Source organism: Monashia sp. HAY1-11D, from assembly GCF_056868035.1.
The window spans coordinates 3,679,195-3,704,479 of sequence record NZ_CP200320.1 but is presented as its reverse complement, the minus strand read 5'-3'; the positions used below and the strand labels follow the sequence as shown (position 1 = coordinate 3,704,479).

Sequence of the window (25,285 nt, the reverse complement as noted above, 5' to 3'; positions counted from 1 at the left end):
TGGTTCCGGCCCGCTCGAGCATCACGGCAGCAGGTGCGCGGTCAGGCCCCGCTCGACGAAGGCACTGAGCTGCTCCGGCGTCCAGCCGGCGTCCGTCACGAGCCGCTCGTAGAAGGTCGTGTAGAGCAGAAGGACGTCGCGGGCCTGCTCAGGGGTGACGTCGTCGCGCAGGTAGCCGCCGTCGACGAGGTACGCCGCGTTGTGGGTCATCCGCTCGGCTCGCTCACGCTCGATCCGGGCGTACAGGTCGGCCACCTCGGGGTCGCCGGCCGCCGAACGCTCGACGAGCCGGTACACGGGGTCGCCCACCGCGCCCACCTCGGCGGCCAGCCGGGCCCAGTTCCGGATGATCGACCTCCCGTCCGACGCGGCCCGCGACCCGGCGTCGCTGCGGGCCTCGGCGGGCGTCGGCGCCGACCCGGCGAGGGACCGGTGCCAGACCGCCTCGAGCAGCCCCGCCTTCGAGCCGAACCACTTGTAGACGCTCTCCACCGAGACGCCCGCCTCGGCGGCCACCGCCGCCACGGTCGTGGCGCCGAAGCCGTCCGCGAGGAAGCGTCGGCGGGCGACGCCCAGGACCTCGCCCCGGCGCGCGGCAGCGCGGGCCCGACGAGCGGACGCGTCGTAGCGACGACGGGTCGGCTCGGGGTCGTCCGCCGCCCCCTTGACTCGCGGCGACATGAGGCGCATCCTCTCAATCAGATACAGATAACTGTATCGAATTGTTGGAGGCCAGCATGGACCCGACCCGCACCCCATCCGAGGTCCTCGACCGGCTCGTGCTGGCGACCAACGCCCACGACCTCGACGGCCTCGTCGACTGCTTCGCCGAGGACTACGAGCTCACCGACCCGGTCCATCCCGCCCGGTCCTTCACCGGCTCGGCCCAGGTCCGCCGGAACTGGACGACGATGTTCACGGCGGTGCCCGACATCCGTCTCGACGTGGAGCAGCAGGCCGTCACCGAGGACGGCTTCTGGCTCGAGGCGGCCCAGGTCGGGACCCGCCGGGACGGCCGGCCGCTCGAGAACCGGATGGTCTTCATCGCGACGGTCGCCGGTGGCCGCATCACCCGCGCGCACCTGTACGCCGGGCCCGTCGAGCCCGGCGGCCCCGGCATCGACGCCGTCTTCGCGGCCCTGGCCGGGACCGGGCAGCCGTGATCACCGTGGTGGGCGGCACCGGGAGGCTGGGCCGCCTCGTCACCGCCCGGCTCGTCGCCGAGGGCCGACCGGTGCGGGTCGTCGCGCGCTCGGATCCCCGCGTCCCCGTGCCGGACGCCGAGCTCGTCACGGCGGACGTCCGTGACCCGTCCTCGCTTCACGCGGCCGTCGCCGGCTCGGAGGTCGTCGTCTCCGCGGTTCACGGGATGGACCCGAACGCCGGCCAGTCCCCCGCGGCCGTCGACCGCGACGGCAACCGCAACCTCGTCGCCGCCGCTCGCTCCACCGGTGCGGACATCGTCCTCGTGTCGGTCATCGGCGCCGCCCGCGAGCACCCGATCGAGCTGTTCCGCATGAAGGCCGCCGCCGAGGACGAGCTCCGCGGCGGTGCCGTCCCTGCCGTGCCGGACTGGACCATCGTCCGCGCGTCCGCCTTCGCCGAGATGTGGCTCGAGCTGTTCCGCACGACGGCGGGCTCGTCCGGGGTGCCCAAGGTCCTGGGGCCGGGCCGCAACGTGGTGAACTTCGTCTCGGTCCACGACGTGGCCGTCGCCGTGGCCCGGGCCGCTGTCGACCCGGCCCTGCGCGGGCGGGTCGTCGAGGTTGCCGGCGAGGACCTCAGCGAGACCGAGCTCGCCGCACTGGTCACGGCGCCGGGCCGGCACCCGGCCCACGTGCCGACCGCCGTCGTCTGGGCCATCGGCACCGGGCTGCGGCCGTTCCGCCCGGCCATGGCTCGGATCGCCCGCCAGACGCTGGCCATGGAGCGCGTCCCGCTGGGCGCCGACCCCGCGCCGGGGCACGCCGAGCACCCGTGGCTGCCCCTGACGCCGATCGCCCGGACGGTGTCCCCCGCGGGCCGGGACTCCTGACGCCCGTCGTGCCGGCCACGTCCCGGCGGACGCGTTTTTCGAGGCCCCTCGGGCCTGTCGCTTAGCAGTTATCTCATATATGAGTTAGAGTCGCCGCTCGTGACGCAGACCTACCTGACCCGGATCGGCGGACTCATCCGCGACGCCCGACGCCACAAGGGCATGACGCAGTCCGAGCTCGCCGAGCACCTCGGCACCTCGCAGAGCGCCGTCGCACGCATCGAGCAGGGGCGCCAGAACCTCAGCCTGGACACCCTCGCCAAGATCGGCGACGCCCTCGACTCGGAGTTCGTCTCGCTCGGGCACTCCGGTCCCCAGCACCTGCGGATCGTCGGGGGGCAGAAGCTGTCCGGCGAGATCGACGTCAAGACGAGCAAGAACGCCGCCGTCGGGCTGCTCTGCGCCTCGCTGCTGAACCGCGGACGCACGACGCTGCGCAACCTCGCGCGCATCGAGGAGGTCAACCGGATCCTCGAGGTGCTCTCCTCGATCGGCGTGCGCACCCGCTGGCTGCCCGACAGCAACGACCTCGAGATCGTCCCGCCCGCGCGGCTCGACCTCGACGGCATCGACGTCGCGGCCGCGCGCCGCACCCGCACCGTCATCATGTTCCTCGGTCCGCTCCTGCACGAGCACGACCGCTTCCGGCTGCCCTACGCGGGCGGCTGCGACCTCGGCACGCGCACCGTCGAGCCGCACCTGGCCGCGCTGCGGTACTTCGGCCTCGAGGTGACCGCGACCCACGGCTTCTACGAGGCCGAGTCGGACCGTTCGGTCAACCCGACCCGCTCCATCGTCCTGACCGAGCGTGGCGACACCGTCACCGAGAACGTCCTCATGGCCGCTGCGCGGTACGAGGGCGAGACGGTCATCCGCAACGCGTCCTCGAACTACATGGTGCAGGACCTGTGCTTCTTCCTCGAGAAGCTCGGCGTGCGCATCGAGGGCATCGGCACGACGACCCTTACCGTCCACGGCCGCGCCACCATCGACGTCGACGTCGAGTACTCGCCGAGCGAGGACCCCATCGAAGCGATGAGCCTCATCGCCGCGGCGGTCGTGACCGACTCGGCCATCACGATCCGCCGCGTCCCGATCGAGTTCATCGAGATCGAGCTCGCGACGCTCGAGGGCATGGGGATGAAGTACGACCTCTCCGCCGAGTACACGTCCGCCAACGGCAAGACGCGCCTCGTCGACCTGACGACGATCCCCGGCCCGCTCACGGCGCCGACCGACAAGATCCACCCGATGCCCTTCCCGGGCCTCAACATCGACAACCTGCCGTTCTTCGCGCTCATCGGGGCCGTCGCCGAGGGCAGCACGATGATCCACGACTGGGTCTACGAGAACCGGGCCATCTACCTGACCGAGCTGACGAAGGTCGGCGGGCGCGTCCAGCTGCTCGACCCGCACCGGGTCATCGTCGAGGGCCCGACGCGGTGGCGCGCGGCCGAGGTCGTGTGCCCCCCGGCGCTGCGTCCCGGCGTCGTCATCCTCCTCGCCATGCTCGCGGCCCCCGGCACGTCGGTGCTGCGCAACGTCTACGTCATCAACCGCGGCTACGAGGACCTCGCCGAGCGCCTCAACCGCCTCGGCGCGACGATCGAGGTCTTCCGCGACATCTGAGCCGGACACGAGCCGGCCCCGGGCGGCGCGCAACCCTTGCGTCCTCCGGGGCCGGTGTTACACCGAGCCTCGGGAGCCGGCTGGCCCGGCGCCCGAGCGGTCAACAACCCGACCGCTCACGACACTGGAGTCCAGCATGCTTCGCACCGCCAGCGCTCTTGCCGCAACCCTCTGCGCCGTTGCCGTCGGGCTGGAGCAGCTCGGTCTCTGACGCAGCACGTCGGGCACCTGCAGCCGCCTCCCCGGCGGGTCACAGGTGCCCGACCTAGCGTCGACGCATGAGGACTCGCGCGTCCCTCGCCGCCGTCGTCGGCCTCGGGCTCGTGCTCGCCGGCTGCACGGGCGGTTCCCCGGCCCCGACTCAGGCCCCCCAGGGCGGGACGGCCAGTGCCCGGACCAGCACGAGCGACCCGCCGACGACCAGCCCGTCCTCGGGCATGCCGTCCGCCGGCCCCACGCATACGGCCACGCCGTCCCGGCCCGCCTCCTCTGCGCGCGCCTCGACGAGCACGAGCGCCCCGACGCCGGCGAGCTATCGGGTCCAGGTCGTCCACCGGGGCGCCGACCATCCCGACGACCTGGTGCTCGACCCGTCGGGCGCCCTCCTCTACAGCGACTACGCGTTCGGCACCATCAGCCGGCTCAATGCCGACGGCTCGGCGACCGTCCTGCACCGAGGGCTGCCCGGCCCCGAGGGCATGGTGTTCCTGCCGGACGGGAGCATGGTCGTGGCCGAGGAGGACGCGAACCGGCTCGTCGAGTTCCGCCCGGGCCAGTCGACGCCGACCGTCCTCGCCGCCCTGCCGGGCACGTCCGTCAAGGCGACGTGCCACCAGGGCGTCGACGGGATCGGGTGGGACGCGACCACCAGCACCCTCGTGGTCCCCGACCCGGTGACCGGCACCATCTACCGGTTCTCGCCCGACGGGCGGTCGCGGACCGTCCTCGCGAGCGCGTTCGTCCACCCCGTCGGCGCCGCCGTCGGTCCGGACGGGGACGTCTACGTCGCCGACGAGTGCGGCGGTGGAGTCTGGCGGCTGGGTCCGGGGGGCTCGCGGGTCCGCGCAGCGGAGGCCGTCATGCCGGACGACGTCGCCTTCGACGCCGTTGGCAACCTGCTCGTGACCGACGTGCGGCACACCCGCCACGACGTGCTGCGCTGGCCCGGTGGTGGGGGCCCCTCGACCGTCCTCGTGAGCAGCGGCCTCATCGAGCCCCAGGGCCTGCTCGTCACGCCCTCGGGCACCCTCTACGTCGCCGACGACCAGGCCCGGGTCATCCTCCGGATGACGCCCGCCTGACGACTCCGGCCCGACGCTCCTTCAGCCCGACGCCTGGCTGCAGGCGTCCGGCTGAAGGGCGCGGCCTGAAGGCGTCGGCGCTGCCTAACGCCGATACTGCCTCCAGATGAGCTTGTGCACCCCGAGATGCTTCGGCAGGGTCCGCAGTCCCGGCATCCACGGGATACAGATGAACCCGATGCTGAGCAGGATCATCAGCGCCCACACCTGCACGTCGGCGTTGTCGGACGTCGAGAACGGGGGCACCTGGTACCAGAGGGTGTAGAGCCACAGCCACGGCTGGCCGGGATAGTTGCCGGTCTCGTTCATGATCCCCCACTGGTCGCCGCCGAGGTTCTGGGCGCGGGCCTGGTCCTCGAGGTGCGAACCGTCGGACAGCAGGAGCAGCGGCTTGGTGCTGTTGACGCCGAAGAAGCTGGTCCTCGACGTCAGCAGGCCCTCCAGCGCACCGCTGGATGCGAGCGCCAGCACCCCCTGCGCCAGGACCGGCACCGGGCCGTAGTCACCGGCCGCCACCTTGGCCGGGTCGCCGTCGGGCGCCTTGCCCAGGGCGTCGGAGTAGGCCTGCGCCCACTTCGTCTGCTGGTCCGGCGTCGCGGCCGACCATCGACGCAGGGCCGCTGCCACGAGCGGCTGCGACGAGAGCGTGCGCAAGGGGGTGATGACGAAGTCGTTGGCGGAGTCGACCGGCTCCGTGACGCCGGGGAGCTTCTGCAGGTTGACCGGGCCGAGGGTCTGGCCGTCGGCCGCGGTGTTGTAGGGCGGCCCGTAGCCGGCTGAGGTCGTGGTGCCGGCCAGCTCGCCGGTTGCCGTGGCCACCACGTCGTTCGGCGCCTGCTGGGCCCACTGCTGCAGCGAGATCGCCGGGTCGTCGGGTGAGGAGAAGACGATGGCCGCGACGAGGGTCAGCACGAGTATGACGCCCAGCGCGATGACGAACTCCTTGACGAGGTCGTAGCGCCGGGTCGGGAAGTCGTGCGAGTCGGGCGCCCACGTGGCGCTCCGTCGCTGGCTCCGGGGAACGCGTACGGCGGTCATGGCCTGACCCCCGTTCCCGTGCGAGTGCGCTGCGGGCGGCTGTCCTCAGGGGCGGACGTGGGAGCGGGGCCCGTGGGTGCCGAGCTCCCAGGCGGTGCCGAGGGCAGCAGCGACTCCGGCTGCACGACCTCGGCGGGTGCCTCGGCGCCGATGGGCGGCACCACGCCACGGCGCCGAACCAGGAGCAGGTGGAGGCCGACGATGACCCCGACGACGAGCGGCAGGAGCGAGACGTGCCACAGCACCATCTGCCCCACGTTCATGACGTTGAAGTAGGCGCCGATGCCGGCGGCGTTGAGCCCGTCCTTGGCCTGGGTGCTGATCCACTGGGAGTCGAAGTTGGTCTGGATCAGGTAGCCGGTGAAGGCGGTGCCCAGCGAACCGAAGAAGGCCAGGGCGCCGGTGGCCCACGTGAGGCCACGGTGGCCGCGCCACGCGGCCATGAAGAACTTGCCCCACAGGTGGATCACCATCGTCGCGAAGAACAGCTCGACGCTCCACAGGTGCATGGAGTTGATGAACCGTCCCACGGAAGCTCGAGTGCCACCACGTCAGACCGCCGAGCGTGAGCACCAGACCCGACGCGATGACGACGACGAGGCTTGCCAGGCAGGCGACGCCGAAGACGTACACCCACGAGGCCACGTATGCCGGCTGGCGGTCGGGCAGCCACTGCCCCTTGGGGACGAGCCCCTCGATCCACCCGCTCAGCCTGCCCGTCCACGTGGTGCGGGCACCCGCCGCGGGGCTCGGTGCGGGGCTCGACGGTGCTGCCCGAGAGCTCATCGGTCGTCCTCCCCCTGCGAGCCCGGGAAGGGCAGGAGGACCGCAAGGACGAAGACGAGGAGCATCACGAGGATCGTGACGAGGTTGGCGACCGTGACGGTGATGAAGCCCCACTGGACGACAGCACCTGCGGGCGTCGGCTCTCCTGCTGTGAAGAACACGGTGGACATCGAAGACCTCCTGGACGGAAGGAACTGTGAGTCGCCCCTGCACCAGTCGATCTACTACGTCTTGTCAGAGTAGGTCCGACACCGGCGGCCGGCGGGTGCATCGGCACATTTACAGCCTCCTCACAGCCACGCCCCGATGGAGGGCCAGTCGGTTCGACGCCCACCGCGCCCTCCACACCACTTCGCGCGTTTTGTGTCCGGGGACCACACAGGTGTCGAGCAGTCGGCTCCCCTAGCCTTCCCGCATGCCCGGCGCCCGCGACGACGCACGCGACCCAGCACCCGACCGCCCCGGCCCAGGCCGGCGGGCGGTCAACGAACCGATCGACCTGAGCGGGCGCACGGCGCTGGTCACCGGCGCCGCGAGCGGCATCGGCGCAAGCGTCGCGCGGGCTCTCGCCGCTGCGGGCGCCACCGTCCACGCCGTCGACCGGGACGGGGACGGCGTGCGTACCCTGGCAGACGGCTCCGACCGCAGCGACGGTGCTGACGGGGGCGCCATCATTCCCGTGATGGCGGACCTCGCCGACCTCGACGCCCTCGCCGAGTTGCCGACCGCAGTGGACATCCTCGTCAACAACGCCGGCATCCAGCACGTCAGCCCGGTGGAGGAGTTCCCGCTCGAGCGCTTCGACCTCATCCTCGACCTCATGCTCGTCTCGCCGTTCCGCCTCATCCGCCAGTCCCTGCCGCACATGTACGCCCAGGGCTGGGGCCGCGTCGTCAATGTCTCGAGCGTGCACGGGCTGCGGGCCAGCGCCTTCAAGTGCGCCTACGTCACGGCCAAGCACGGCCTCGAGGGCCTGTCCAAGGTCGTGGCCCTCGAGGGTGGGCCGCGGGGAGTCACCTCGACGTGCATCAACCCGGCGTACGTGCGGACTCCCTTGGTGGAGAAGCAGATCGCTGACCAGGCCCGCACGCACGGGATCCCCGAGTCGGAGGTCGTCGCGAAGGTCATGCTCGAGCCGGTCGCGGTCAAGCGCCTCGTCGAGCCCGAGGAGGTCGCCGCCCTCGCCCTGTTCCTCTGCGGGCCGGCCTCGGCGTCGGTCAACGGCACGTCGTTCTCCATGGACGGCGGCTGGACGGCGCACTGAGGGTCCGGCCTCCCGACGAAGCCTAGGATCTGCCCGTGGCCACGCACAGCCCTGCCGACGCGTCCGAGGACGTCCCCGAGGACCTCGGACGCGACCTCCAGCACGACCTCCCCCAGGTCCTCTCGGCGGTCCCGGACGACGGTTCGGAGGCCGGGCGGCTGATGCGGCTGCTCGAGCTGCTGGCGACCGACGCGCCGGTCGCCGAGGTCGCGGCGGCTCCCGCCCCGGCCGGCGCCCGCGACCTCGCGCTGCGCATCACGGCCTCCCGCGAGGTGCACCTGCACCGCGAGGCCGGCCTCGCCGCCCTGCTCGACACCGCCCGTGAGCTGGCCACCGAGCACGACCCTGCGCAGGTGCTCGACGCGATCGTGCGGCGCGCCCGCCGGCTCGTGGGCACGGACCTCGCGTACCTGACGCTCTACGACCCGGAGGCGGGCGACACGTTCATGCGCGCGACGGACGGGTCGGTGTCCGCGGCGTTCCAGTCGGTGCGCCTCGCCCTCGGTGCGGGCCTCGGCGGGCTCGTGGCATCGACGCACAAGCCGTACTGGACGGCCGACTACTGGTCCGACGAGAGGTTCCGCCACACGGCCGCGATCGACGGTGCCGTCGGCGAAGAAGGCATCATCGCGATCTGCGGCACACCGCTCATCGTCGAGTCCCACTTCGTCGGGGTGCTGTTCGCCGCGAACCGCTCGTCCCGGCCCTTCACCCGCGAGGAGGTCGCGCTCCTCGGCAACCTCGCCACGCTCGCCGCGGTAACTCTCGTGCAGACCCGTGCCCTCGCCGACGCCGAGAACGCCCTGGCGCAGCTTTCGGAGGCACACGAGACGGTGCGCCGGTACGCCGAGGGGATCGAGCGCGCGGCGGCCGCGCACGACCGGTTCGCCTCGCTCGTGCTCGGTGGTGGCGGCGTCGACGACGTCGCCCGGGCCCTGTGCGACCTCCTCGGTGGCTGGGCCGTGCTCGTCGACGAGGACGGCGCCCGCATCGGGACCGCCGGCCCGGCGCCGGAGCCGGGGTCGGGGCGCGTCGGCCTCCTCGAGGACCTCCTGTCCAGCGTCCCGGGCCAGGGCACCGGGCGCCTCGTCGAGCGCGAGGGCATGTACGTCCTGCCCGTCACGGCAGCGCGCGAACGGCTCGGGACCCTCGTCGTCGGCGGCCTCGGACGGCTGAGCGAGTCCGAGCAGCGGACCGTCGAACGCGCCGGCGTCGTCACGGCGCTCGTCCTGCTCTTCGAGCGGCAGGCCGCCGACGCGCGCCAGTCCGCACGCAACCGTCTCGTCTCGGACCTCGTCAGCGCCCGGGGCAGCCACGACGAGCGACTCCAGCTGGCCCGCGCGGCCGGCCTGGACCCGAACCGTCCGTTCTGCCTGCTCGTCCTGCGGGGCGAGGACCCGCACGGCCACCGCGCCCTGCTCATCTCGGCGAGCGCGGCCACCGACGAGAGCGCGCTCGTGGGCTCGCACGACGGCGACGTCGTCGCCCTCGTGCCCGGCACCGATGCCGACGGTCTGGCCCGTGCCGTGGCGGCCCGCATCGGGCGGCGCACCTGCGTCACCGTGGCCGGCGTCGGGCCGCTCGAGGGCGTCGACGCCATCCCCACTGCCCACGAGGAGGGCGCTCGTACCGTCGGTGCGCTCATCGCTCTCGGGCACCGGGGCCAGGGCGCCGCGGCGACGCAGCTCGGCTTCGCCGGCCTCATCGTCGGCTCGGCACCGGACGTCGACGACTACGTGCACCGGCTGCTCGGCCCGGTCATCGACTACGACGAGCGGCGCGGCACCGACCTGCTCGGCACGCTGGCCGCATACTTCGCCGCCGGTGGCAGCCCCCGTCACGCCGCCGGCACGCTGCACGTCCACGTCAACACGGTGTCCCAGCGGCTCGAGCGCATCGGGGCACTGCTGGGGGCGTCGTGGCAGCAGCCGGACCACGCCCTCGAGCTGCAGCTGGCGCTGCGGCTGCGAGCGCTCCAGTCCCCCGGCTGAGGCCCGCGCGGTCGAGGTGGATCGTCGCGCTCCGGCGCGCGGTATCACCTCGACCCGGGGCCGGTCGCGTCGGATGGAGGTGCGGCGTCGCGCGCCGGCGCGAGGTATCACCTCGACCGAGGGGCGGCCTTCCGGCGTCAGGCCAGCCGGGGCTCGAGGTCGGCGACGACCTGGTCGGCGGTCAGGCCGAGCTCCTCGAGCACCTGCCCGCGCGAGCCGTGGTCGAGGAACCGTTTCGGGATGCCGTACGTGCGCACCGGCACGTCGAGCCCCGCCTCGCGCAGGGCCAGGGTCACCGCCGCACCGACGCCGCCGCTGACGATGTTGTCCTCGACGACCGCGACCGTGCCGGCCCGCCGGGCCAGGTCGACGACGGTGTCGCTGACCGGCAGCACCCAGCGGGGGTCGACGACGCGGACCGTGCGCCCGTGGGCGGCGATCTTCTCCCCCACCTCGCCGGCGAGCCCGGCGAAGGCACCGACCCCGACGACGAGCAGGTCCACGGCCTCGCCGGCGTTCTCGAAGAGCACGTCGACGTCGCCGATCGTGCGCTCGGCCGTGAGCGGGTCGCCGACGTCGCCCTTGGGGAAACGGATGACGGTCGGACCGTCGAACACGTCGAGCGCCTCGCGCAGCTGGCGTCGCACCTGCTCGCCGTCACGGGGGGCCGCGAGGCGCAGGCCCGGCACGACCGAGGTCAGGGTCATGTCCCACATGCCGTTGTGCGAGGCACCGTCGCTGCCGGTGACGCCGGCCCGGTCGAGGACGAAGGTCACTCCCGCCCGGTGGAGGGCGCAGTCCATGAGCAGCTGGTCGAAGGCCCGGTTGAGGAAGGTGGCGTAGACGGCGACGACCGGGTGCAGGCCGGAGTAGGCCAGCCCCGAGGCCATCGTCACGGCGTGCTGCTCGGCGATGCCGACGTCGAAGACGCGGTCGGGGTAGGCGGCCGCGAAGCCGTCGAGGCCGACGGGGATGAGCATGGCGGCGGTGATCGCCACGACGTCGGGGCGCTCGGCCCCGACGGCAACCATCTCGTCGTTGAACTCGTCGGTCCAGATGCGGCCCGAGACCTCGAAGGGCAGGCCGGTCTCGGGGTTGATCTTGCCGATGCCGTGCATGTGGTCGGCGACGTCGTCGAGGGCCGGCTGGTACCCGCGACCCTTCTGGGTGATGACGTGGACGAGGACCGGACCGCCGAAGTCGCGCGCCTTGCGAAGCGCGCGCTCCACGGCCTGCTCGTCATGGCCGTCGACGGGCCCGAGGTACTTCAGGCCGAGGTCCTCGAACATCCCCTGCGGCGCGACGATGTCCTTGATGCCCTTCTTGACGCCGTGCAGCGTCTCGAACATCGCGCCACCGACGACGGGTGTGCGCGCCAGGGAGCGCTTGCCCCAGTCGAGGAAGCGCTCGTAGCCGCGCGTCGTCCGCAGCGTCGCCAGGTGGTCGGCCAGGCCCCCGATGGTGGGCGCGTAGGAGCGCTCGTTGTCGTTGACGACGATGACGAGCGGCAGGTCCTTGTCGACGGCGATGTTGTTGATCGCCTCCCAGGCCATGCCGCCGGTCAGGGCGCCGTCACCGATGACGGCCACGGTGTGCCGACCCTTCTCACCGCGCAGGCGGCGCCCCTTGGCGATGCCGTCGGCCCACGACAGCGCCGTGGAGGCGTGGGAGTTCTCGACGACGTCGTGCTCGGACTCGGCGCGGCTGGGGTAGCCCGAGAGGCCGCCCTGCTTCTTGAGCTTGCTGAAGTCGCGCCGCCCGGTGAGCAGCTTGTGCACGTACGACTGGTGACCCGTGTCGAAGACGACGGCGTCCCGCGGCGAGTCGAAGACGCGGTGCAGGGCGATGGTCAGCTCGACGACGCCGAGGTTCGGACCGAGGTGTCCACCGGTCTTGGAGACCTCGGTCACGAGGAAGGTACGGATCTCCTCGGCCAGCGCCGGCAGCCGCTCGGCCGGCAGCGCCCTGAGGTCCGCCGGGCTCGTGATTGTCTCCAGCAGGGCCACGCTGGGTCGTCCTCTCGAAGTCGGTGCCGCGTCGTCGGGTTCTCGACACGTCGGGCATGCGCGTCGATCGAGTCTAGGTGCAACGACCGAGCACGCGAAAACGTGCAGGCGGGCCGGCACGCGACCCTCACATCATCCTCACGCAGCGGTCACCGTCAGAGCCGGGGTGCGAAGACCTTGCCCTGCAGCGCCTCGTGGAGCAGGCGGGCGGACCGGGTGGCTGCGACCAGCCGGATGCCCTCGGCCTCGATCTCGGACAGGATCTCCGCGAGGGCCTCGGCGGGCACGTGTGGTCCGAGAGCGACGCGGGCCTCGCGCCACGCGTCGCGCGTCGCGCTCACCTGCCCCTCGAGGTGTCGGCACGTGATCCACGCGAGCGCGACCGGGTGGCGGCGCCAGCCACCGTAGGAGCGGTAGTCCGGTGGGCACTGGTCGAGCAGCCACAGCACGGCCCGCTCCTGCCAGCCGGGGGCCTGGGCCGGCGGCACGCCCGGGGGCCAGCCGGGCGGGGTGTGGGCGGACATGTCCCCAGTCTGCCTCGCCTACGCTCGGGGCATGACGACACCGTGGGCGGTCTCGTGGGTCACCGCGTTCCTCGACGTGCCACCGGCGGTGCACGACGCGGTCGTCCGGTTCTGGTCGGCGGTCTCGGCGTCCGCGGTGTCGACGGCGCGCGGGGTCGAGGGCGAGTTCGTCAGCCTGCTGCCCGAGGACGGCGACCCGTACCTCGCCGTGCAGCGGACCGGCACCGGCGGGGCCAGCGCCACCGGCCCGTCGCTGCACGTGGACCTGCACGTGGACTCCCCCTCGGTGGCCGCCCGCCGTGCGGTCGATGTCGGGGCCACGCTCCTGCACCGGTCGCCCCACGGCTACGTCGTGCTCGCCTCCCCCGGCGGCTTCGTCCACTGCCTCGTGCCGGACGGCGAGCACGTGCGTCCCACGGCGGTCCGGTGGCCGCGCGGGCACGAGAGCATCGTCGACCAGGTGTGCCTCGACATCCCGCCCGACGCGCACGAGGCCGAGTGCCGGTACTGGTCGGAGCTGACCGGCTGGCGGCTCCGTCGGTCCGCCGGCCGGCCGGAGTTCCACCACCTCGAGCGCCCGGCTGGGATGCCGATCCGGTTCCTGCTCCAGCGTCTCGACACCGTCGCCGACGACCGGACGCAGGGCAGGGCGGGCGTGGCGGACGGCCATGCCGTGACCGCGCACCTGGACCTGGCCTGCGACGACCGTACGGCCGAGGTCGCGCGCCACGTGTCGCTCGGCGCGGAGGTCCTCGGTGACCCCGGCGGCGGGTGGACCGTGCTGCGCGACCCCGGTGGCTCGCGCTACTGCGTCACCGACCGCGACCCGCACGGCGCCTGAGCGCCATCCGCCCGGGCGTCGGTCTCCCCGGGTGCGGCCGACGGCGGCGCGTGCTCTCAGGCCCAGTTCGCCTCGGCGGGCGGCGTCGGCAGGGCGACGCCGTGGGGGTGGATGACGTAGGCCAGGCCACCGTTCGTGCCGAGCCAGGCCCGCTCGAACTGGTCGCGCCGGTACACGGTGCGCACCTCGTCGTTGCGCGCGACGCGGTGGGAGTTCGGGTCGTTCGACACGACGTCGCCGCCCTCGGTGAACCCGACCACGGTGAGGAGGTGACCGCTCGTCTCGTAGCCGGCACCATCGAGCTCGCCCTCGCGGAAGGTCACCGAGACGACGAGCGGCACGCCCGCCGCGACGAACGCCTCGGCCTCGCTGAGGTCCCGCAGCCGCGTCACGTAGGCCCGAAGGCCGCGGGTCCCCGCGTACGCCGTGTTGAAGGCCCAGTTTCCGGCTCCGCCGTACGAGCGGTCGAAGACCCGTCGCACCCCGTGGACGACGACGGGATCGACGTCATGGCCCACCCAGGCGGCCTCCTCGGCGCTGGGCCCCGACCCCCAGTGCTCGAGGAGCATGGTCGTCGACGTGGGCGAGCACCAGGACTGGCCGCCCTCGTCCCAGTGCGGGAACGTGTCGAGGTGCAGCCGCTGGGAATACGGGGGCACCGGGACCTCCTGGCCACGGGCGGCGCCGGGGCGGCTCGTCGGAGCGTCCGCCGCGATGGCGAAGCGCGAGGCCACGGCCCCGGCCAGCGACACCGTGACGCCCCCGACAGGCGTCCCCGACGGGACGCCGACCCGAGCCGCCTCGACGCCCTCGAGGGCGTCGGCGGCCTCGTCGCCCTCGAGGGCGTCGGCGGTGGCGAGGGCCGTGAGCCGCAGCTGCCACCGCTCGAAGGCGCGCCCCGGCGCCGAGCGCCACGTGTCGGCGGCGACGGCGCCCGCGTCGAGCTGCTGGCCGCGCACCGTCGTGCGTGTCATCGGTGCCTGCCCGTCCGGGTCGTCCTCGGCCCACCGGGCGAAGGTGACCCACGGCGTCCAACCGGCGGCGTCACCGACGCGGCCCTCGACGTGCAGCCACGTGCCTGCGGGCGTCCGCGCGTTCCACGACGGAATGAGCTCCCTTGCGGGGAAAGGAAGCTCGACGACGGGCGACTCCCAGACGCTGGCGGCATAGGTGACGACGGCGGCATCGGCGACGTGCACGTCGCGGTAGGCGACGTGCGGAGCACGGGCCCACCGGAACCCGGACTCCCACAGGGTCAGGGACGCGTGTCGGTCGCTCACCCGTCGAGCATGCCACCACCGGAACGCCGGTGACGCGTCGGGGCCCGGCCACCGAGGGACGGTGGCCGGGCCCGGACGGGCGGCGCCTCGCGACGCCTCCCCCTGCTCAGCTCGCGACGAGCGAGCGCAGGACGTACTGGAGGATGCCGCCGTTGCGGTAGTAGTCGGCCTCACCGGGGGTGTCGATGCGCACGACCGCGTCGAACTCGACGGCCTCGCCGCCGTCCTTGGTGGCGGTCACCTTCACCGTCCGCGGCGTGCGGCCCTCGTTCAGCTCGGTGATGCCCGAGATCGCGAAGGTCTCGGTCCCGTCGAGGCCGAGCGAGTCGGCGTTCTCCCCCGCCGGGAACTGGAGCGGGATGACACCCATGCCGATGAGGTTGGAGCGGTGGATCCGCTCGTAGCTCTCGGCGACCACGGCGCGCACGCCGAGGAGCCGGGTGCCCTTGGCCGCCCAGTCGCGCGAGGAGCCGGAGCCGTACTCCTTCCCGGCGAGGACGACGAGGGGCGTGCCCGCGGCGGCGTAGCTCTGCGCGGCGTCGTAGATCGTCGTCTGCTCGCCGCCCGCGGTGAAGTCGCGGGTGAAGCCGCCCTCGACGCCGTCGAGGAGCAGGTTCTTGAGGCGGATGTTGGCGAACGTGCCGCGGATCATGACCTCGTGGTTGCCACGGCGGGAACCGTAGGAGTTGAAGTCCTTGCGCTCGCTGCCGTGCTCGGCCAGGTACCGGCCGGCGGGGCTGTCGGTCTTGATCGCACCGGCCGGGCTGATGTGGTCGGTCGTCACCGAGTCACCGAGCTTGGCCAGCACGCGGGCGCCCTCGATGTCGGTCACGGGGGTGGTCTCCATCGACATGCCCTCGAAGTACGGGGGCTTGCGCACGTAGGTCGACTCATCGTCCCAGGCGAACGTGTCACCCTCGGGCGTCGGCAGCGAGCGCCAGCGCTCGTCACCGGCGAAGACGTCGGCGTAGTCGTCGGTGAACATCTGCTGGCTGATGCTCTCGCCGATGGTGCGCTCGACGTCGGCCGGGGCGGGCCAGATGTCCTCGAGGAAGACGTCGTTGCCGTCGGTGTCCTTGCCCAGCGGCTCCGACGAGAAGTCGAAGTCCATCGTGCCGGCGAGGGCGTAGGCGATGACGAGCGGCGGGCTCGCGAGGTAGTTCATCTTGACGTCGGGGTTGATGCGACCCTCGAAGTTGCGGTTGCCCGACAGGACCGAGGTGACGGCGAGGTCGGCGTCGTTGATGGCCGCAGAGATCTCGTCGTTGAGCGGGCCCGAGTTGCCGATGCACGTCGTGCAGCCGTAGCCGACGAGGTGGAAGCCGAGCTTCTCGAGGTAGGGCCACATGCCGGCCTTGTCGTAGTAGCCCGTGACGACCTTCGAGCCGGGCGCCATCGACGTCTTGACCCACGGGGCGACCGTGAGGCCCTTCTCGACGGCGTTCTTGGCGAGCATCGCCGCGGCCATCATGACGGAGGGGTTGGACGTGTTGGTGCAGCTCGTGATCGAGGCGATCGAGACGATGCCGTGGTCGATCTCGAACTCGCGCCCCTCGGCGTCCTTGATCGCGACCTTCTTCGAGGGGCGGCCGTCGGCGTTGCCGTCGTGCGGCTTGTCGCCGCCGTTGTCCTCGCCGGGGTCGCTCGCCGGGAACGACTGGGCCGAGCCGGGGTCACCCTCGTCGTGCGCGACGTAGGTGGGCAGCACCTTCCGGAAGGCGTCCTTGGCGTCGACCAGGGCGATGCGGTCCTGCGGGCGCTTCGGGCCGGCGATCGACGGGACGACCGTCGACAGGTCGAGCTCGATGTACTCGCTGTAGCGGGCCTCGGGCTGGTCGGGACCGGCCGTCAGCCACATGCCCTGCTCCTTGGCGTACGCCTCGACGAGCGCGACGCTCTCCTCCGAGCGGCCGGTGAGGCGGAGGTACTCGAGCGTGACGTCGTCGATCGGGAAGATCGCACACGTCGAGCCGAACTCGGGGCTCATGTTGCCGATGGTGGCGCGGTTGGCGAGCGGCACCTGCGAGACGCCCTCGCCGTAGAACTCGACGAACTTGCCCACGACGCCGTGGTCACGCAGCATCTCGGTGATCGTGAGCACGACGTCGGTGGCCGTGGCCGCGGTGGGGATGGTGCCGGAGAGCTTGAAGCCGACGACCCGCGGGATGAGCATCGAGACGGGTTGGCCGAGCATGGCGGCCTCGGCCTCGATGCCACCGACGCCCCAGCCGAGGACGCCGAGGCCGTTGACCATCGTGGTGTGCGAGTCGGTACCGACGCACGTGTCGGGGTAGGCGAAGCGCTCACCGTCGATCTCGCGGACCATGACGGTGCGCGCGAGGTGCTCGATGTTGACCTGGTGGACGATGCCCGTGCCCGGCGGGACGACCTTGAAGTCGTCGAACGCGGTCTGGCCCCAGCGCAGGAACTGGTAGCGCTCGCGGTTGCGCTGGTACTCGATCTCGACGTTGCGCTCGAAGGCGTCGGCACGGCCGAAGACGTCGATGATGACCGAGTGGTCGATGACGAGCTCGGCCGGTGCGAGGGGGTTGATCTTCGTCGGGTCACCGCCGAGGTCGGCCATCGCCTCGCGCATCGTGGCGAGGTCGACGATGCACGGCACGCCCGTGAAGTCCTGCATGATCACGCGGGCCGGCGTGAACTGGATCTCGGTGTCCGGGTCGGCGTTCTCGTCCCACGAGCCGACGGCGCGGATGTGGTCGGCGGTGATGTTCGCGCCGTCCTCGGTCCGCAGCAGGTTCTCGAGGAGCACCTTGAGGCTGTACGGGAGGGTCTCGTGGCCCTGCACCCCGGCGAGCCGGTAGATCTCGTAGGACCGCTCACCGACCTCGAGGGTCCCCTTGGCCTTGAAGCTGTCAACACTGCCCACAGCGGGCTCCTTCCAGCGTCTTCGCTCGATTTATCTTGACGTCAAGATATATCTAACCACACGGTCGCGCGGGTGTCAGTCCACGCCATCGACCCATCTTGGTCGCCGGGACGGGCCGTGTCTCCCCGTACCCCGGCGACCGTGTGGACGCCGCGCGGTCCAGCGGGCGGACGCCGCGCCGTTCAGGGCGCGGACGCCGCGCCGTTCAGGGCGCGGACGCCGCGCCGTTCAGGGCGCGGACGCCGCGCCGTTCAGGGCGCGGACGCCGCGGCGGGCACGCGATCCAGCACGGCGATGCACTCGACGTGATGGGTCATCGGGAACGCGTCCCAGCCCTCGAGCACGGTCAGCGAGTAGCCGTGGGCGGACGCCTCGCGCACGTCGCGGGCGAGCGCCGCGGGGTCGCACGCGACGTAGACGACGCGCCGGGGGCGCAGCTGGGCCAGCAGCACCATGACGTCCTTGCCGGCCCCGGTGCGGGGCGGGTCGAGCACGGCGAGGTCGGCCGTGACCTCCTGGCGCACGAGCGAGCGCAGCTCGCGGTCGACGCGGCCGGCGCGCCACTCGACGTTGGGCAGGTGCTCGGTGTTGCGCTCGCCGTTGCCGACCGCGACACGATCACCCTCCACGCCGAGGACGAAGCCGCCCGGCTCGACGAGCTCACCGAGGCGCATGGTGAACAGGCCGGAGCCGGCGTACAGGTCGAGGACGCGGTCACCGGGCCGGGCGCCGAGCAGGTCGACGACCCGGGACAGGAAGGTCGAGGCGGCACCGGGGTGCACCTGCCAGAAGCCGCGGGCGGCGACGACGTACTCGCCCTCCCAGTCGCCCTGCCGGACGAGCTCGCCGACGAGGCCCCCGCTCGGACCGCCGGCGGCGTCGGACCAGTCCGTGCCCTTCTCCTGCGCATCCTCCGGCACCGGCACGAGGACCGGTTCGGCGGGGTACGCGGCGTCGACCACGTCGACGGACGTGCAGCCCTCCCACTCCGTGTCGAGGACGCCCGAGGCGATGACGTCCTCGGTGGAGATGAGGCAGTCGTCGATGCGCACGACCTCCCGCGACCGGTGCCGCCGCAGCCCCGCCCGTCCGTCGGCGTCGACCGCGAACTCCGCCCGGGTGCGCCAGCGCAGACCCTCGGCGTCGCCCGGCACCGGTCGCACCACGACGTCGACGTCGGGCATCCGGGCGACGCGGGCGAACTGCTCGCGGACGACGTCGGCCTTGAGGCGGCGCTGCGCGTCGAGCGCCGCGTGCTGAAAGTCGCAGCCGCCGCAGCGACCCGGGCCCGAGAAGGGGCACGGCGGCTCGACGCGGTCGGCCGACGCCTCGAGCACCTCGACGGCGTCGGCGCGCACGAAACGGTCGCCCTCACGACCCTCGGTGACGACGGCCACGACGCGCTCCCCGGGCAGCGTGTGCCGGACGAACACCACGCGTCCGTCGTGGCGGGCCACGCAGTGCCCGCCGTGCGCCACCGGGCCCACCTCGAGCGTCCAACGGCTGCCGGCGAGGCTCTCGCCACCGGCCGAGCGCTCGCGCGGCCGGCGAGCCGTCACAGCGCCCCGCCGCGCACCGAGCCTCCGACGGGCGGCTCGTCGATCCAGTCGCGCTCGGCACCCTGCGAGGACTGCAGCTGCCACGGCACGCTGACGACCATGACCCCGGGCGTGAACAGGAGGCGGCCCTTGAGCCGCAGCGCACTCTGGTTGTGCAGCACCTGCTCCCACCACTTGCCGAGGACGTACTCCGGCAGGTAGACCGTGACGATGTCGCGCGGGTTGCCGCTGCGGATCGAGCGCACGTAGTCCAGGATCGGCCTGGTGATCTGCCGGTAGGGCGAGGCGAGGACCTTGAGCGGCACGGGGATGTCGTGCTTCTCCCACTCCGCGAGCAGGGCCTGCGTCTCGTCGTGGTCGACATCGACGGTGACGGCCTCGAGGTAGGTGGGTCGGCTGGCCCGGGCGTAGGCGAGCGCCCGCAACGTCGGCTTGTGCACCTTGGAGATGCAGACGATGGCGTGCACGTGGCTCGGCAGCATGGGCCGCTCGATGCTCCAGTCGATCTGCAGCTCGTCGCGCACGCGCGAGTAGTGCCGCCGGATACCGAGCATGAGGAGGAAGAGGATCGCCATCGCGATGATGGCGTAGCGGGCGCCCGCCTGGAACTTCGTGATGAGCACGACGACGAGGACGGTCGCCGACATGGCGGCGCCGACGGCGTTGATGACGCGCGAGCGCACCATCCGGGCCCGCGTCTTCGCGTCGCGCTCGAGGCGCAGGTGGCGCGTCCAGTGCCGCACCATGCCGACCTGGCTCGTCGTGAACGACACGAAGACGCCGACGATGTAGAGCTGGATGAGCGCCGTGACCTCGGCCTTGAAGATGATGACGAGGACGATCGCCGCCGCCGAGAGCATGACGATTCCGTTGGAGAACGCGAGCCGGTCGCCGCGGGTGTGCATCTGCCGCGGCAGGTAGCCGTCGCGGGCCAGGATCGAGGCGAGCACCGGGAAGCCGTTGAAGGCGGTGTTGGCGGCGAGGACGAGGATCAGGCCGGTGACGATCGAGACGAACACGACGCCGAGCGGGAAGCTCGCGAAGACCGAGTTCGCGAGCTGGCCGATCACGGTGTGCTGCACGTAGTCCCCACCGACCGGTGCGCCGTTGCGCAGCAGCTGCGTGGCCGGGTCGTCGGCCACCTTGACGCCGGTCCACATGCTCAGCGCGATGATCGAGCCGAGCATGGTGATCGACAGGCCGCCCATGAGCAGCAGCGTCGAGGCGGCGTTGCGGCTCTTGGGCTTGCGGAAGGCGGGGACGCCGTTGCTGATCGCCTCGACGCCCGTGAGCGCGGCGCAGCCCGAGGAGAACGCGCGCAGGAGCAGGAAGGCCGCGGCGAGGCCGGTCAGCTCCTTGCCGCCTTCCGGCACCAGGGTCAGGCCGGCGCTCTCGGCTGGCTGAAGCGTGCCCGTGACCTTCTGCAGGACGCCGTAGAGACCCATGCCGAGGATCGCGATCATGAAGGCGTACACCGGGATCGCGAAGGCCTTGCCCGACTCGCGCACGCCGCGCAGGTTCATCGCGGTGAGGAACACGATGAGCCCGACGGCGACGACGACCTCGTGGCCCCGCACGAAGCCGAGGACGGTGGCGGCGTTCTGCACGCCCGAGGAGATCGACACGGCGACGGTCAGGACGTAGTCGACGAGCAGCGCGCTCGCCACGGTCAGCCCGGCCTTGGGCCCGAGGTTGACCGTGGCCACCTCGTAGTCGCCGCCCCCCGAGGGGTAGGCGTGCACGTTCTGCCGGTAGGAGGCGACGACGACGACCATGACGAGGACGACGCCGACCGTCACCTGCCAGCTGTGCGTCGTGACGAAGGCGCCACCGGCGAGGCCCAGCATGAGGAGGATCTCGTCGGGCGCGTAGGCGACCGAGGACAACGCGTCGCTGGCGAAGATCGGCAGCGCGAGCCGCTTGGGCAGCAGGGTCTCGCCGAGCTTGTCGCTGCGCATCGCGCGACCGACGAGGAGGCGCTTGAACAGCGATCCGGTTCCGGGCACGACGACAGAGTATGCCGTCGACCCGGCCCCTCCGCGGCACGGCAGCGCCGGTCGTCCACCCTCCGAAACGGCGCCGTCGGACCCGCCCGGACCTGCACGGTGCGTGGCGAGCCCACGGTGTAGCGTCGCGTCCGTGCACTTCGTCATCATGGGCTGCGGCCGCGTCGGCTCGACCCTGGCCCGCACCCTGGGCCGGGGTGGTCACGACGTCGCGATCATCGACGTCGACGCCTCGGCCTTCCGCCGGCTCGGCACGTCCTTCGAGGGACAGACGGTCACCGGCGTCGGCTTCGACCGCGACACGCTCGTCGCCGCCGGCATCCGCGACGCCTACGCCTTCGCGGCGGTCAGCAGCGGTGACAACTCGAACATCCTGGCCGCCCGGGTCGCCCGCGAGACGTTCGGCGTCGAGCACGTGGCCGCTCGTATCTACGACCCGCAGCGCGCCGCCGTCTACCAGCGCCTCGGCATCCCGACCGTGGCGACGGTGCGCTGGACCGCCGACCAGATGATGCAGCGCCTCCTGCCCCAGGGGGCCGTGCCCGAGCTGACCGACCCGAGCGGCAAGATCGTCATCGCGGAGGTGCCGATGGCCGAGAGCTGGATCGGGCGGCGGTTCGTCGACGTCGAGGAGCAGACCGGGGCGCGGGTCGCCTACGTGACGCGCCTCGGCGAGGGCACCCTGCCGCGTCCGGACATGGTCGTCCAGCAGGGTGACCTCGTGCACCTCACCGTCCCCCGCGACGACCTCGCCCGCGTCGAGCGCGTCTGCGACCAGGCCCCGGCAGCCGGCTGAGCACGGCACAGGAGAACCCATGCGCGTCGTCATCGCCGGAGCCGGAAGCGTCGGCCGGTCCATCGCCCGAGAGCTGCTCGGCAACGGGCACCAGGTGCTGCTCATCGACAAGGACGCCGACGACGTCCAGGCCTCCCGGGTGCCCGAGGCGTCGTGGCTGCTCGCCGACGCGTGCGAGCTCGCGGCGCTCGAGGAGGCCCGGCTCGAGGAGTCGGACGTCTGCGTCGCCGCCACCGGCGACGACAAGGCGAACCTCGTCCTGTCGCTGCTCGCCAAGACCGAGTTCGGGGTGCCGCGCACCGTCGCCCGCGTCAACAACCCGAAGAACGAGTGGATGTTCGACGAGTCCTGGGGCGTCGACGTCGCCGTCTCGACACCGCGCCTCATGACGGCGCTCATCGAGGAGGCCGTGAGCATCGGCGACCTCGTGCGCATCTTCGAGTTCCAGCAGGGCCGCGCCTCGATGGTCGAGATCACCCTGCCCGAGGCCAGCCCGTTCGCCGGCCAGCGGGTCGGCGACGTCGACTGGCCGAGCGAGACCGTCCTCGTGGCCATCATCCGCGAGGAGCGCCCGCTCGCCCCGACGCCCGACGACGCGATGGAGGTCGGCGACGAGCTGCTCTTCATCACGACGACGGAGCAGGAGGTCCAGCTCCAGAAGCTCGTGGCCCCCGGCGCCCGCGTCCGTACGGGCGACGACGACGAGGTCTGAGCCGCAGTCGAACCCGGGCGCGGCTCAGGCGGTGCGGCCCGGGTCGATCGGCGTCCGCCCGCGCACCAGGACGGCGCCCATCGCCGTGACGGCCAGCAGGTACGCGGGCCAGCCCAGCACGACCTTGGCGACGCCGAGCGCCGCCACCTGCTCGGCGAGGTAGAGCGGCACCATGATCGACAGCCGTACGACGTTGAGGGCGATCAGCACCCACGCCAGGCGCATCGCGACGGTGACGATCCCGCGGTGCCGCCGCCACCACGTGGGGTTCTCGGCGAACGCCTCCGGCTCGGCGACGCCGACGACGAAGCCGAAGAGCGGCCATCGCGCCAGGTTGGTCACGAGGAGCAGGAGCAGCAACCCGGCGTTCTGGAGCATGCCGGGCAGGAAGGCGTCCTCGGCGCGGCCCGACCGGAGGGCGAAGAACGCCGAGATGCCGACGCCGACGGCGGCGTAGACGACGAACCGGGGGTCCTGACGCTGGACGAGCCGCACGACGAGCGGCACGGCGACGCACGCCGCCGCGACGAGCAGCGACGTGCGCAGGTCCTGGGTCCGCGCCCACGCGAGGGCGAAGGCGAGCGTCGGCACGGCCGACTCGACGGCGCCGCGCCACCCACCGATCGCCTCGGACAGCTTGTCGCGCAGCAGCTCCTCGACGGTGTCGTACCGACGCAGGTCGGCCTCTCCTCGTTCGAGACCGTGCTCCGGCGCGGTGGCGTCGCGCGCCGCGATGCCGTCGGTGTCGCGGTCAGCCATGCTGGCTCCCGGGCTTGCCGATGATCTCGTAGGCGGGGTTGAACAGGGTCAGCACCGAGCGCTGCTGCGTGATGCGGCCGGTGGCCTGGATCTTGATCCCGGGGACGATGCCGGCGATGCGCCGCCGTCCGAGCCACACGAGGTGCAGGGACGCGGTGCCGTCCCAGAGCTCGGCGTCCAGGGCGGGGGTCTCGTCCCGGGGCCGCAGCGTCACCGAGCGGATCTCGCCGCGCACGGTGGCACGGCTGCGCAGCGTGGCGTCGACGATGTGGATGACGCCCACGTCGGTCGACTCCTGGCGCAGCTCGGCCGCCTCGAGCTCGTGCGACGGGCGAACGAGGTCGGCGAGACGGCGCAACGTGCCACCGCGGACGGACACCTCAGCGGACCTCGGTGATCTCGGGTCCGCGCTCGAACGGACGCAGGTCCTCGGCCCGGGGCGGCGTCGGCTCCTGCGATCCGGACGCGTCGTCGCCGCCCGGCTGGGCGTCGGGCAGGCGCAGCGGGAGAAGCTCGCGCGGCGGCATCGCGTCGGGACCCCGGTCGACGACGGCCGTGCGGATGACCTCGTGGATCGGCCCGGCCGCGGCCGGCTCGATGGCCGCCCGTCCGGATACCACGGCGCGCAGGAACCAGCGAGGGCCGTCGACACCGACGAACCGGGCCGGCATGAAGACGGTGCGACCGTCGGGGCCGTTCTGCGGCATCCGGGTCAGCAGCTCCTCGCCGAACTCCCCGGTCTGGACCTCGGCCGTGCCGCCGGCGTCCGTGATGCTCTTGGCGATCTCGTTGCGGATCTCGACCCAGACCCCCTCGGTGCGGGGAGCGGCGAAGGCCTGCAGCTGGACGGCCGACTCGCCGACGACCGCGGTCACGCCGACGATCTGCTGCTCCTGCTCGTTCAGCTCGAGACGCAGCTCCATGCCCTGCTGGCCACGCAGCCAGATCGAGCCGAGGTTGAGGTAGTCGGTGTCGTCCGCGACCGAGCCGCGGTCGAGCGGGCCCTCGGGGGCAGGCGTAGCGGCAGGGGCGTCCTCGTCGAGGCCCTCGGTGCTCCCGGGACCGCCGTCGCCCCCGAGGTCGTCGACGAAGGCCTCGTCGTCGTTCCTGCCCGACTTGCCGCGGCTGAAGAGTCCCACGTCATTCCGTCCTTAGAAGTCCTGCTGACCGGCCTGGGCGGTGGCCCGCCGGTGGGTTGGCCGAAGGGCCCGAGTGGGCGCCCGGCGAACCGTACCCGATCACCGGGGCGCCGTGGCGGCGTCCCGCCCGGTCGGCGGGGCGCCGGGTGCGTCGCCCGACCGACCCGGTACGGCGTCGCCGGGACCGAAGCCTCCGGTCGACCCGTGTCCAGTGTCACCCCGGACGGTCTCGTCGAGCGAGTCCACGGCGACGAACACCGGCCGGGCGACGCGCTGGACGACGAGCTGGGCGATGCGGTCGCCGCGGCGGACCGTGAACGCCTCCCGGGGGTCGAGGTTGACGAGGTTGACGAGGATCTCGCCGCGATACCCCTCGTCGACGGTGCCCGGCGCGTTGACGATCGAGATGCCGTGCCTGGCCGCGAGGCCGGACCTGGGGTGGACGAAGCCGGCATGGCCGGGCGGCAGCGCCAGAGCCACACCTGTCGGCACGAGGACGCGCTCGCCCGGCTCGATGGTCACCTCGACCCGGGAGCGCAGGTCCGCCCCGGCATCGCCCGGGTGGGCGTACGACGGCATCGGGAGCTCCGGGTCGAGCTGCAGGACCGCGACGGTCCCGCCGTGCCCCCCGTCGGCGTGAGCGCCGGCACGGAGGTCGGCGCGAGAGGTGCCGGTGGCGTCCGGGACAGCACAAGGGTCGGTCACGTGGACCGACCCTACTTGCTCCTG

23 protein-coding genes are annotated in these 25,285 nt (G+C 72.4%); 9 read left to right on the top strand and 14 right to left on the bottom strand.

Translation table 11 applies throughout. The features are described 5' to 3' along the window. Positions 1–21: 21 nt before the first annotated feature. Positions 22–681, bottom strand: a complete 660-nt coding sequence (locus AC1VM9_RS17145; protein ID WP_483123509.1) for a TetR/AcrR family transcriptional regulator — start codon at positions 679–681, stop codon at positions 22–24. Positions 682–737: 56 nt separating this feature from the next. Here AC1VM9_RS17145 and AC1VM9_RS17140 point away from each other — a divergent pair, with 56 nt between their 5' ends. The 4 genes from AC1VM9_RS17140 to AC1VM9_RS17125 all read left to right on the top strand — a co-directional run bounded on the left by AC1VM9_RS17140 (position 738) and on the right by AC1VM9_RS17125 (position 4,965). Beyond that, entirely contained in the window at positions 738–1,163 is a 426-nt protein-coding gene (locus tag AC1VM9_RS17140; protein WP_483123508.1) for a nuclear transport factor 2 family protein, read from the top strand. After that, positions 1,160–2,035 carry an SDR family oxidoreductase gene (locus AC1VM9_RS17135; RefSeq protein WP_483123507.1) on the top strand — a complete coding sequence of 292 codons (876 nt, stop codon included), beginning with the start codon at positions 1,160–1,162 and terminating at the stop codon, positions 2,033–2,035. Before AC1VM9_RS17140 ends, AC1VM9_RS17135 begins: the two co-directional genes overlap by 4 nt. 99 nt (positions 2,036–2,134) lie before the next feature. Beyond that, the gene (locus tag AC1VM9_RS17130; RefSeq protein WP_483123506.1) at positions 2,135–3,664 is read left to right on the top strand and encodes a helix-turn-helix domain-containing protein; all 1,530 of its coding nucleotides are present in this window, start codon (positions 2,135–2,137) and stop codon (positions 3,662–3,664) included. Between the two features lie 278 nt (positions 3,665–3,942). After that, a complete protein-coding gene (locus tag AC1VM9_RS17125; RefSeq protein ID WP_483123505.1) occupies positions 3,943–4,965 on the top strand; it encodes an NHL repeat-containing protein in 1,023 nt (340 codons plus the stop codon). Positions 4,966–5,049: 84 nt separating this feature from the next. On the opposite strand, the gene AC1VM9_RS17120 is transcribed toward AC1VM9_RS17125, so the two are convergent. The 3 genes from AC1VM9_RS17120 to AC1VM9_RS17110 all read right to left on the bottom strand — a co-directional run bounded on the left by AC1VM9_RS17120 (position 5,050) and on the right by AC1VM9_RS17110 (position 6,959). Next, positions 5,050–6,003 (bottom strand): hypothetical protein, encoded by a 954-nt coding sequence (locus AC1VM9_RS17120; RefSeq protein WP_483123504.1) that lies wholly within the window; start codon positions 6,001–6,003, stop codon positions 5,050–5,052. Beyond that, entirely contained in the window at positions 6,000–6,533 is a 534-nt protein-coding gene (locus AC1VM9_RS17115; RefSeq protein WP_483123502.1) for a cytochrome b N-terminal domain-containing protein, read from the bottom strand. Before AC1VM9_RS17115 ends, AC1VM9_RS17120 begins: the two co-directional genes overlap by 4 nt. A gap of 252 nt (positions 6,534–6,785) precedes the next feature. Then, complete coding sequence (locus AC1VM9_RS17110) at positions 6,786–6,959, bottom strand: hypothetical protein (RefSeq protein WP_481342632.1); 174 nt, start codon at positions 6,957–6,959, stop codon at positions 6,786–6,788. Positions 6,960–7,204: 245 nt separating this feature from the next. On the opposite strand from AC1VM9_RS17110, the gene AC1VM9_RS17105 reads away from it, so the two are divergent. Together AC1VM9_RS17105 and AC1VM9_RS17100 are read left to right on the top strand one after the other, a co-directional pair. Further along, positions 7,205–8,053 (top strand): 3-hydroxybutyrate dehydrogenase, encoded by an 849-nt coding sequence (locus tag AC1VM9_RS17105; RefSeq protein ID WP_483123501.1) that lies wholly within the window; start codon positions 7,205–7,207, stop codon positions 8,051–8,053. Positions 8,054–8,088: 35 nt separating this feature from the next. Continuing rightward, complete coding sequence (locus AC1VM9_RS17100) at positions 8,089–10,044, top strand: helix-turn-helix domain-containing protein (RefSeq protein ID WP_483123500.1); 1,956 nt, start codon at positions 8,089–8,091, stop codon at positions 10,042–10,044. Positions 10,045–10,181: 137 nt separating this feature from the next. On the opposite strand, the gene dxs is transcribed toward AC1VM9_RS17100, so the two are convergent. Both dxs and AC1VM9_RS17090 read right to left on the bottom strand, forming a co-directional pair. Beyond that, positions 10,182–12,050, bottom strand: a complete 1,869-nt coding sequence (gene dxs, locus AC1VM9_RS17095) for a 1-deoxy-D-xylulose-5-phosphate synthase (protein ID WP_483123498.1) — start codon at positions 12,048–12,050, stop codon at positions 10,182–10,184. Positions 12,051–12,205: 155 nt separating this feature from the next. After that, positions 12,206–12,574 (bottom strand): hypothetical protein, encoded by a 369-nt coding sequence (locus tag AC1VM9_RS17090; RefSeq protein ID WP_481342636.1) that lies wholly within the window; start codon positions 12,572–12,574, stop codon positions 12,206–12,208. 31 nt (positions 12,575–12,605) lie between these two features. Here AC1VM9_RS17090 and AC1VM9_RS17085 point away from each other — a divergent pair, with 31 nt between their 5' ends. Continuing rightward, entirely contained in the window at positions 12,606–13,415 is an 810-nt protein-coding gene (locus AC1VM9_RS17085; protein WP_483123497.1) for a VOC family protein, read from the top strand. Between the two features lie 56 nt (positions 13,416–13,471). Here AC1VM9_RS17085 and AC1VM9_RS17080 read toward each other — a convergent pair whose 3' ends face one another. The 4 genes from AC1VM9_RS17080 to AC1VM9_RS17065 form a co-directional block, all read right to left on the bottom strand. Further along, entirely contained in the window at positions 13,472–14,695 is a 1,224-nt protein-coding gene (locus tag AC1VM9_RS17080; RefSeq protein ID WP_483123496.1) for a C39 family peptidase, read from the bottom strand. Positions 14,696–14,801: 106 nt separating this feature from the next. After that, positions 14,802–17,585, bottom strand: coding sequence for an aconitate hydratase AcnA (acnA, locus tag AC1VM9_RS17075; protein WP_483123495.1), 2,784 nt, complete (start codon positions 17,583–17,585; stop codon positions 14,802–14,804). A 251-nt stretch (positions 17,586–17,836) separates the two neighbouring features. Continuing rightward, complete coding sequence (locus tag AC1VM9_RS17070) at positions 17,837–19,144, bottom strand: class I SAM-dependent RNA methyltransferase (protein WP_483123494.1); 1,308 nt, start codon at positions 19,142–19,144, stop codon at positions 17,837–17,839. Continuing rightward, the gene (locus tag AC1VM9_RS17065; protein WP_481343004.1) at positions 19,141–21,102 is read right to left on the bottom strand and encodes an APC family permease; all 1,962 of its coding nucleotides are present in this window, start codon (positions 21,100–21,102) and stop codon (positions 19,141–19,143) included. The genes AC1VM9_RS17070 and AC1VM9_RS17065 overlap by 4 nt, the downstream gene beginning before the upstream one ends. A gap of 181 nt (positions 21,103–21,283) precedes the next feature. On the opposite strand from AC1VM9_RS17065, the gene AC1VM9_RS17060 reads away from it, so the two are divergent. Both AC1VM9_RS17060 and AC1VM9_RS17055 read left to right on the top strand, forming a co-directional pair. Next, on the top strand, positions 21,284–21,946 hold the full coding sequence (locus tag AC1VM9_RS17060; RefSeq protein WP_481343000.1) for a potassium channel family protein: 663 nt from the start codon (positions 21,284–21,286) through the stop codon (positions 21,944–21,946). Positions 21,947–21,965: 19 nt separating this feature from the next. Beyond that, entirely contained in the window at positions 21,966–22,658 is a 693-nt protein-coding gene (locus AC1VM9_RS17055) for a potassium channel family protein (protein ID WP_481342999.1), read from the top strand. 24 nt (positions 22,659–22,682) lie between these two features. On the opposite strand, the gene AC1VM9_RS17050 is transcribed toward AC1VM9_RS17055, so the two are convergent. The 4 genes from AC1VM9_RS17050 to dut all read right to left on the bottom strand — a co-directional run bounded on the left by AC1VM9_RS17050 (position 22,683) and on the right by dut (position 25,261). After that, positions 22,683–23,417: a DUF3159 domain-containing protein gene (locus tag AC1VM9_RS17050; protein WP_483123492.1), complete on the bottom strand. Its 735-nt coding sequence runs from the start codon at positions 23,415–23,417 to the stop codon at positions 22,683–22,685. Then, positions 23,410–23,796 carry an OB-fold nucleic acid binding domain-containing protein gene (locus AC1VM9_RS17045; protein ID WP_481342997.1) on the bottom strand — a complete coding sequence of 129 codons (387 nt, stop codon included), beginning with the start codon at positions 23,794–23,796 and terminating at the stop codon, positions 23,410–23,412. Before AC1VM9_RS17045 ends, AC1VM9_RS17050 begins: the two co-directional genes overlap by 8 nt. Position 23,797: 1 nt before the next feature. Continuing rightward, the gene (locus AC1VM9_RS17040) at positions 23,798–24,556 is read right to left on the bottom strand and encodes a DUF3710 domain-containing protein (RefSeq protein ID WP_483123491.1); all 759 of its coding nucleotides are present in this window, start codon (positions 24,554–24,556) and stop codon (positions 23,798–23,800) included. Between the two features lie 99 nt (positions 24,557–24,655). Next, positions 24,656–25,261 carry a dUTP diphosphatase gene (dut, locus tag AC1VM9_RS17035; protein ID WP_483123490.1) on the bottom strand — a complete coding sequence of 202 codons (606 nt, stop codon included), beginning with the start codon at positions 25,259–25,261 and terminating at the stop codon, positions 24,656–24,658. Between the last annotated feature and the right edge of the window lie 24 nt (positions 25,262–25,285).

What these genes read in the sequence shown, in the direction of transcription:
- AC1VM9_RS17145 (WP_483123509.1), bottom strand. Translation starts at nt 681, where the DNA reads ATGTCGCCGCGAGTCAAGGGGGCGGCGGACGACCCCGAGCCGACCCGT.
- AC1VM9_RS17140 (WP_483123508.1), top strand. Translation starts at nt 738, where the DNA reads ATGGACCCGACCCGCACCCCATCCGAGGTCCTCGACCGGCTCGTGCTG.
- AC1VM9_RS17125 (WP_483123505.1), top strand. Translation starts at nt 3,943, where the DNA reads ATGAGGACTCGCGCGTCCCTCGCCGCCGTCGTCGGCCTCGGGCTCGTG.
- AC1VM9_RS17120 (WP_483123504.1), bottom strand. Translation starts at nt 6,003, where the DNA reads ATGACCGCCGTACGCGTTCCCCGGAGCCAGCGACGGAGCGCCACGTGG.
- AC1VM9_RS17110 (WP_481342632.1), bottom strand. Translation starts at nt 6,959, where the DNA reads ATGTCCACCGTGTTCTTCACAGCAGGAGAGCCGACGCCCGCAGGTGCT.
- AC1VM9_RS17105 (WP_483123501.1), top strand. Translation starts at nt 7,205, where the DNA reads ATGCCCGGCGCCCGCGACGACGCACGCGACCCAGCACCCGACCGCCCC.
- AC1VM9_RS17090 (WP_481342636.1), bottom strand. Translation starts at nt 12,574, where the DNA reads ATGTCCGCCCACACCCCGCCCGGCTGGCCCCCGGGCGTGCCGCCGGCC.
- AC1VM9_RS17085 (WP_483123497.1), top strand. Translation starts at nt 12,606, where the DNA reads ATGACGACACCGTGGGCGGTCTCGTGGGTCACCGCGTTCCTCGACGTG.
- AC1VM9_RS17065 (WP_481343004.1), bottom strand. Translation starts at nt 21,102, where the DNA reads ATGCGCAGCGACAAGCTCGGCGAGACCCTGCTGCCCAAGCGGCTCGCG.
- AC1VM9_RS17055 (WP_481342999.1), top strand. Translation starts at nt 21,966, where the DNA reads ATGCGCGTCGTCATCGCCGGAGCCGGAAGCGTCGGCCGGTCCATCGCC.
- AC1VM9_RS17050 (WP_483123492.1), bottom strand. Translation starts at nt 23,417, where the DNA reads ATGGCTGACCGCGACACCGACGGCATCGCGGCGCGCGACGCCACCGCG.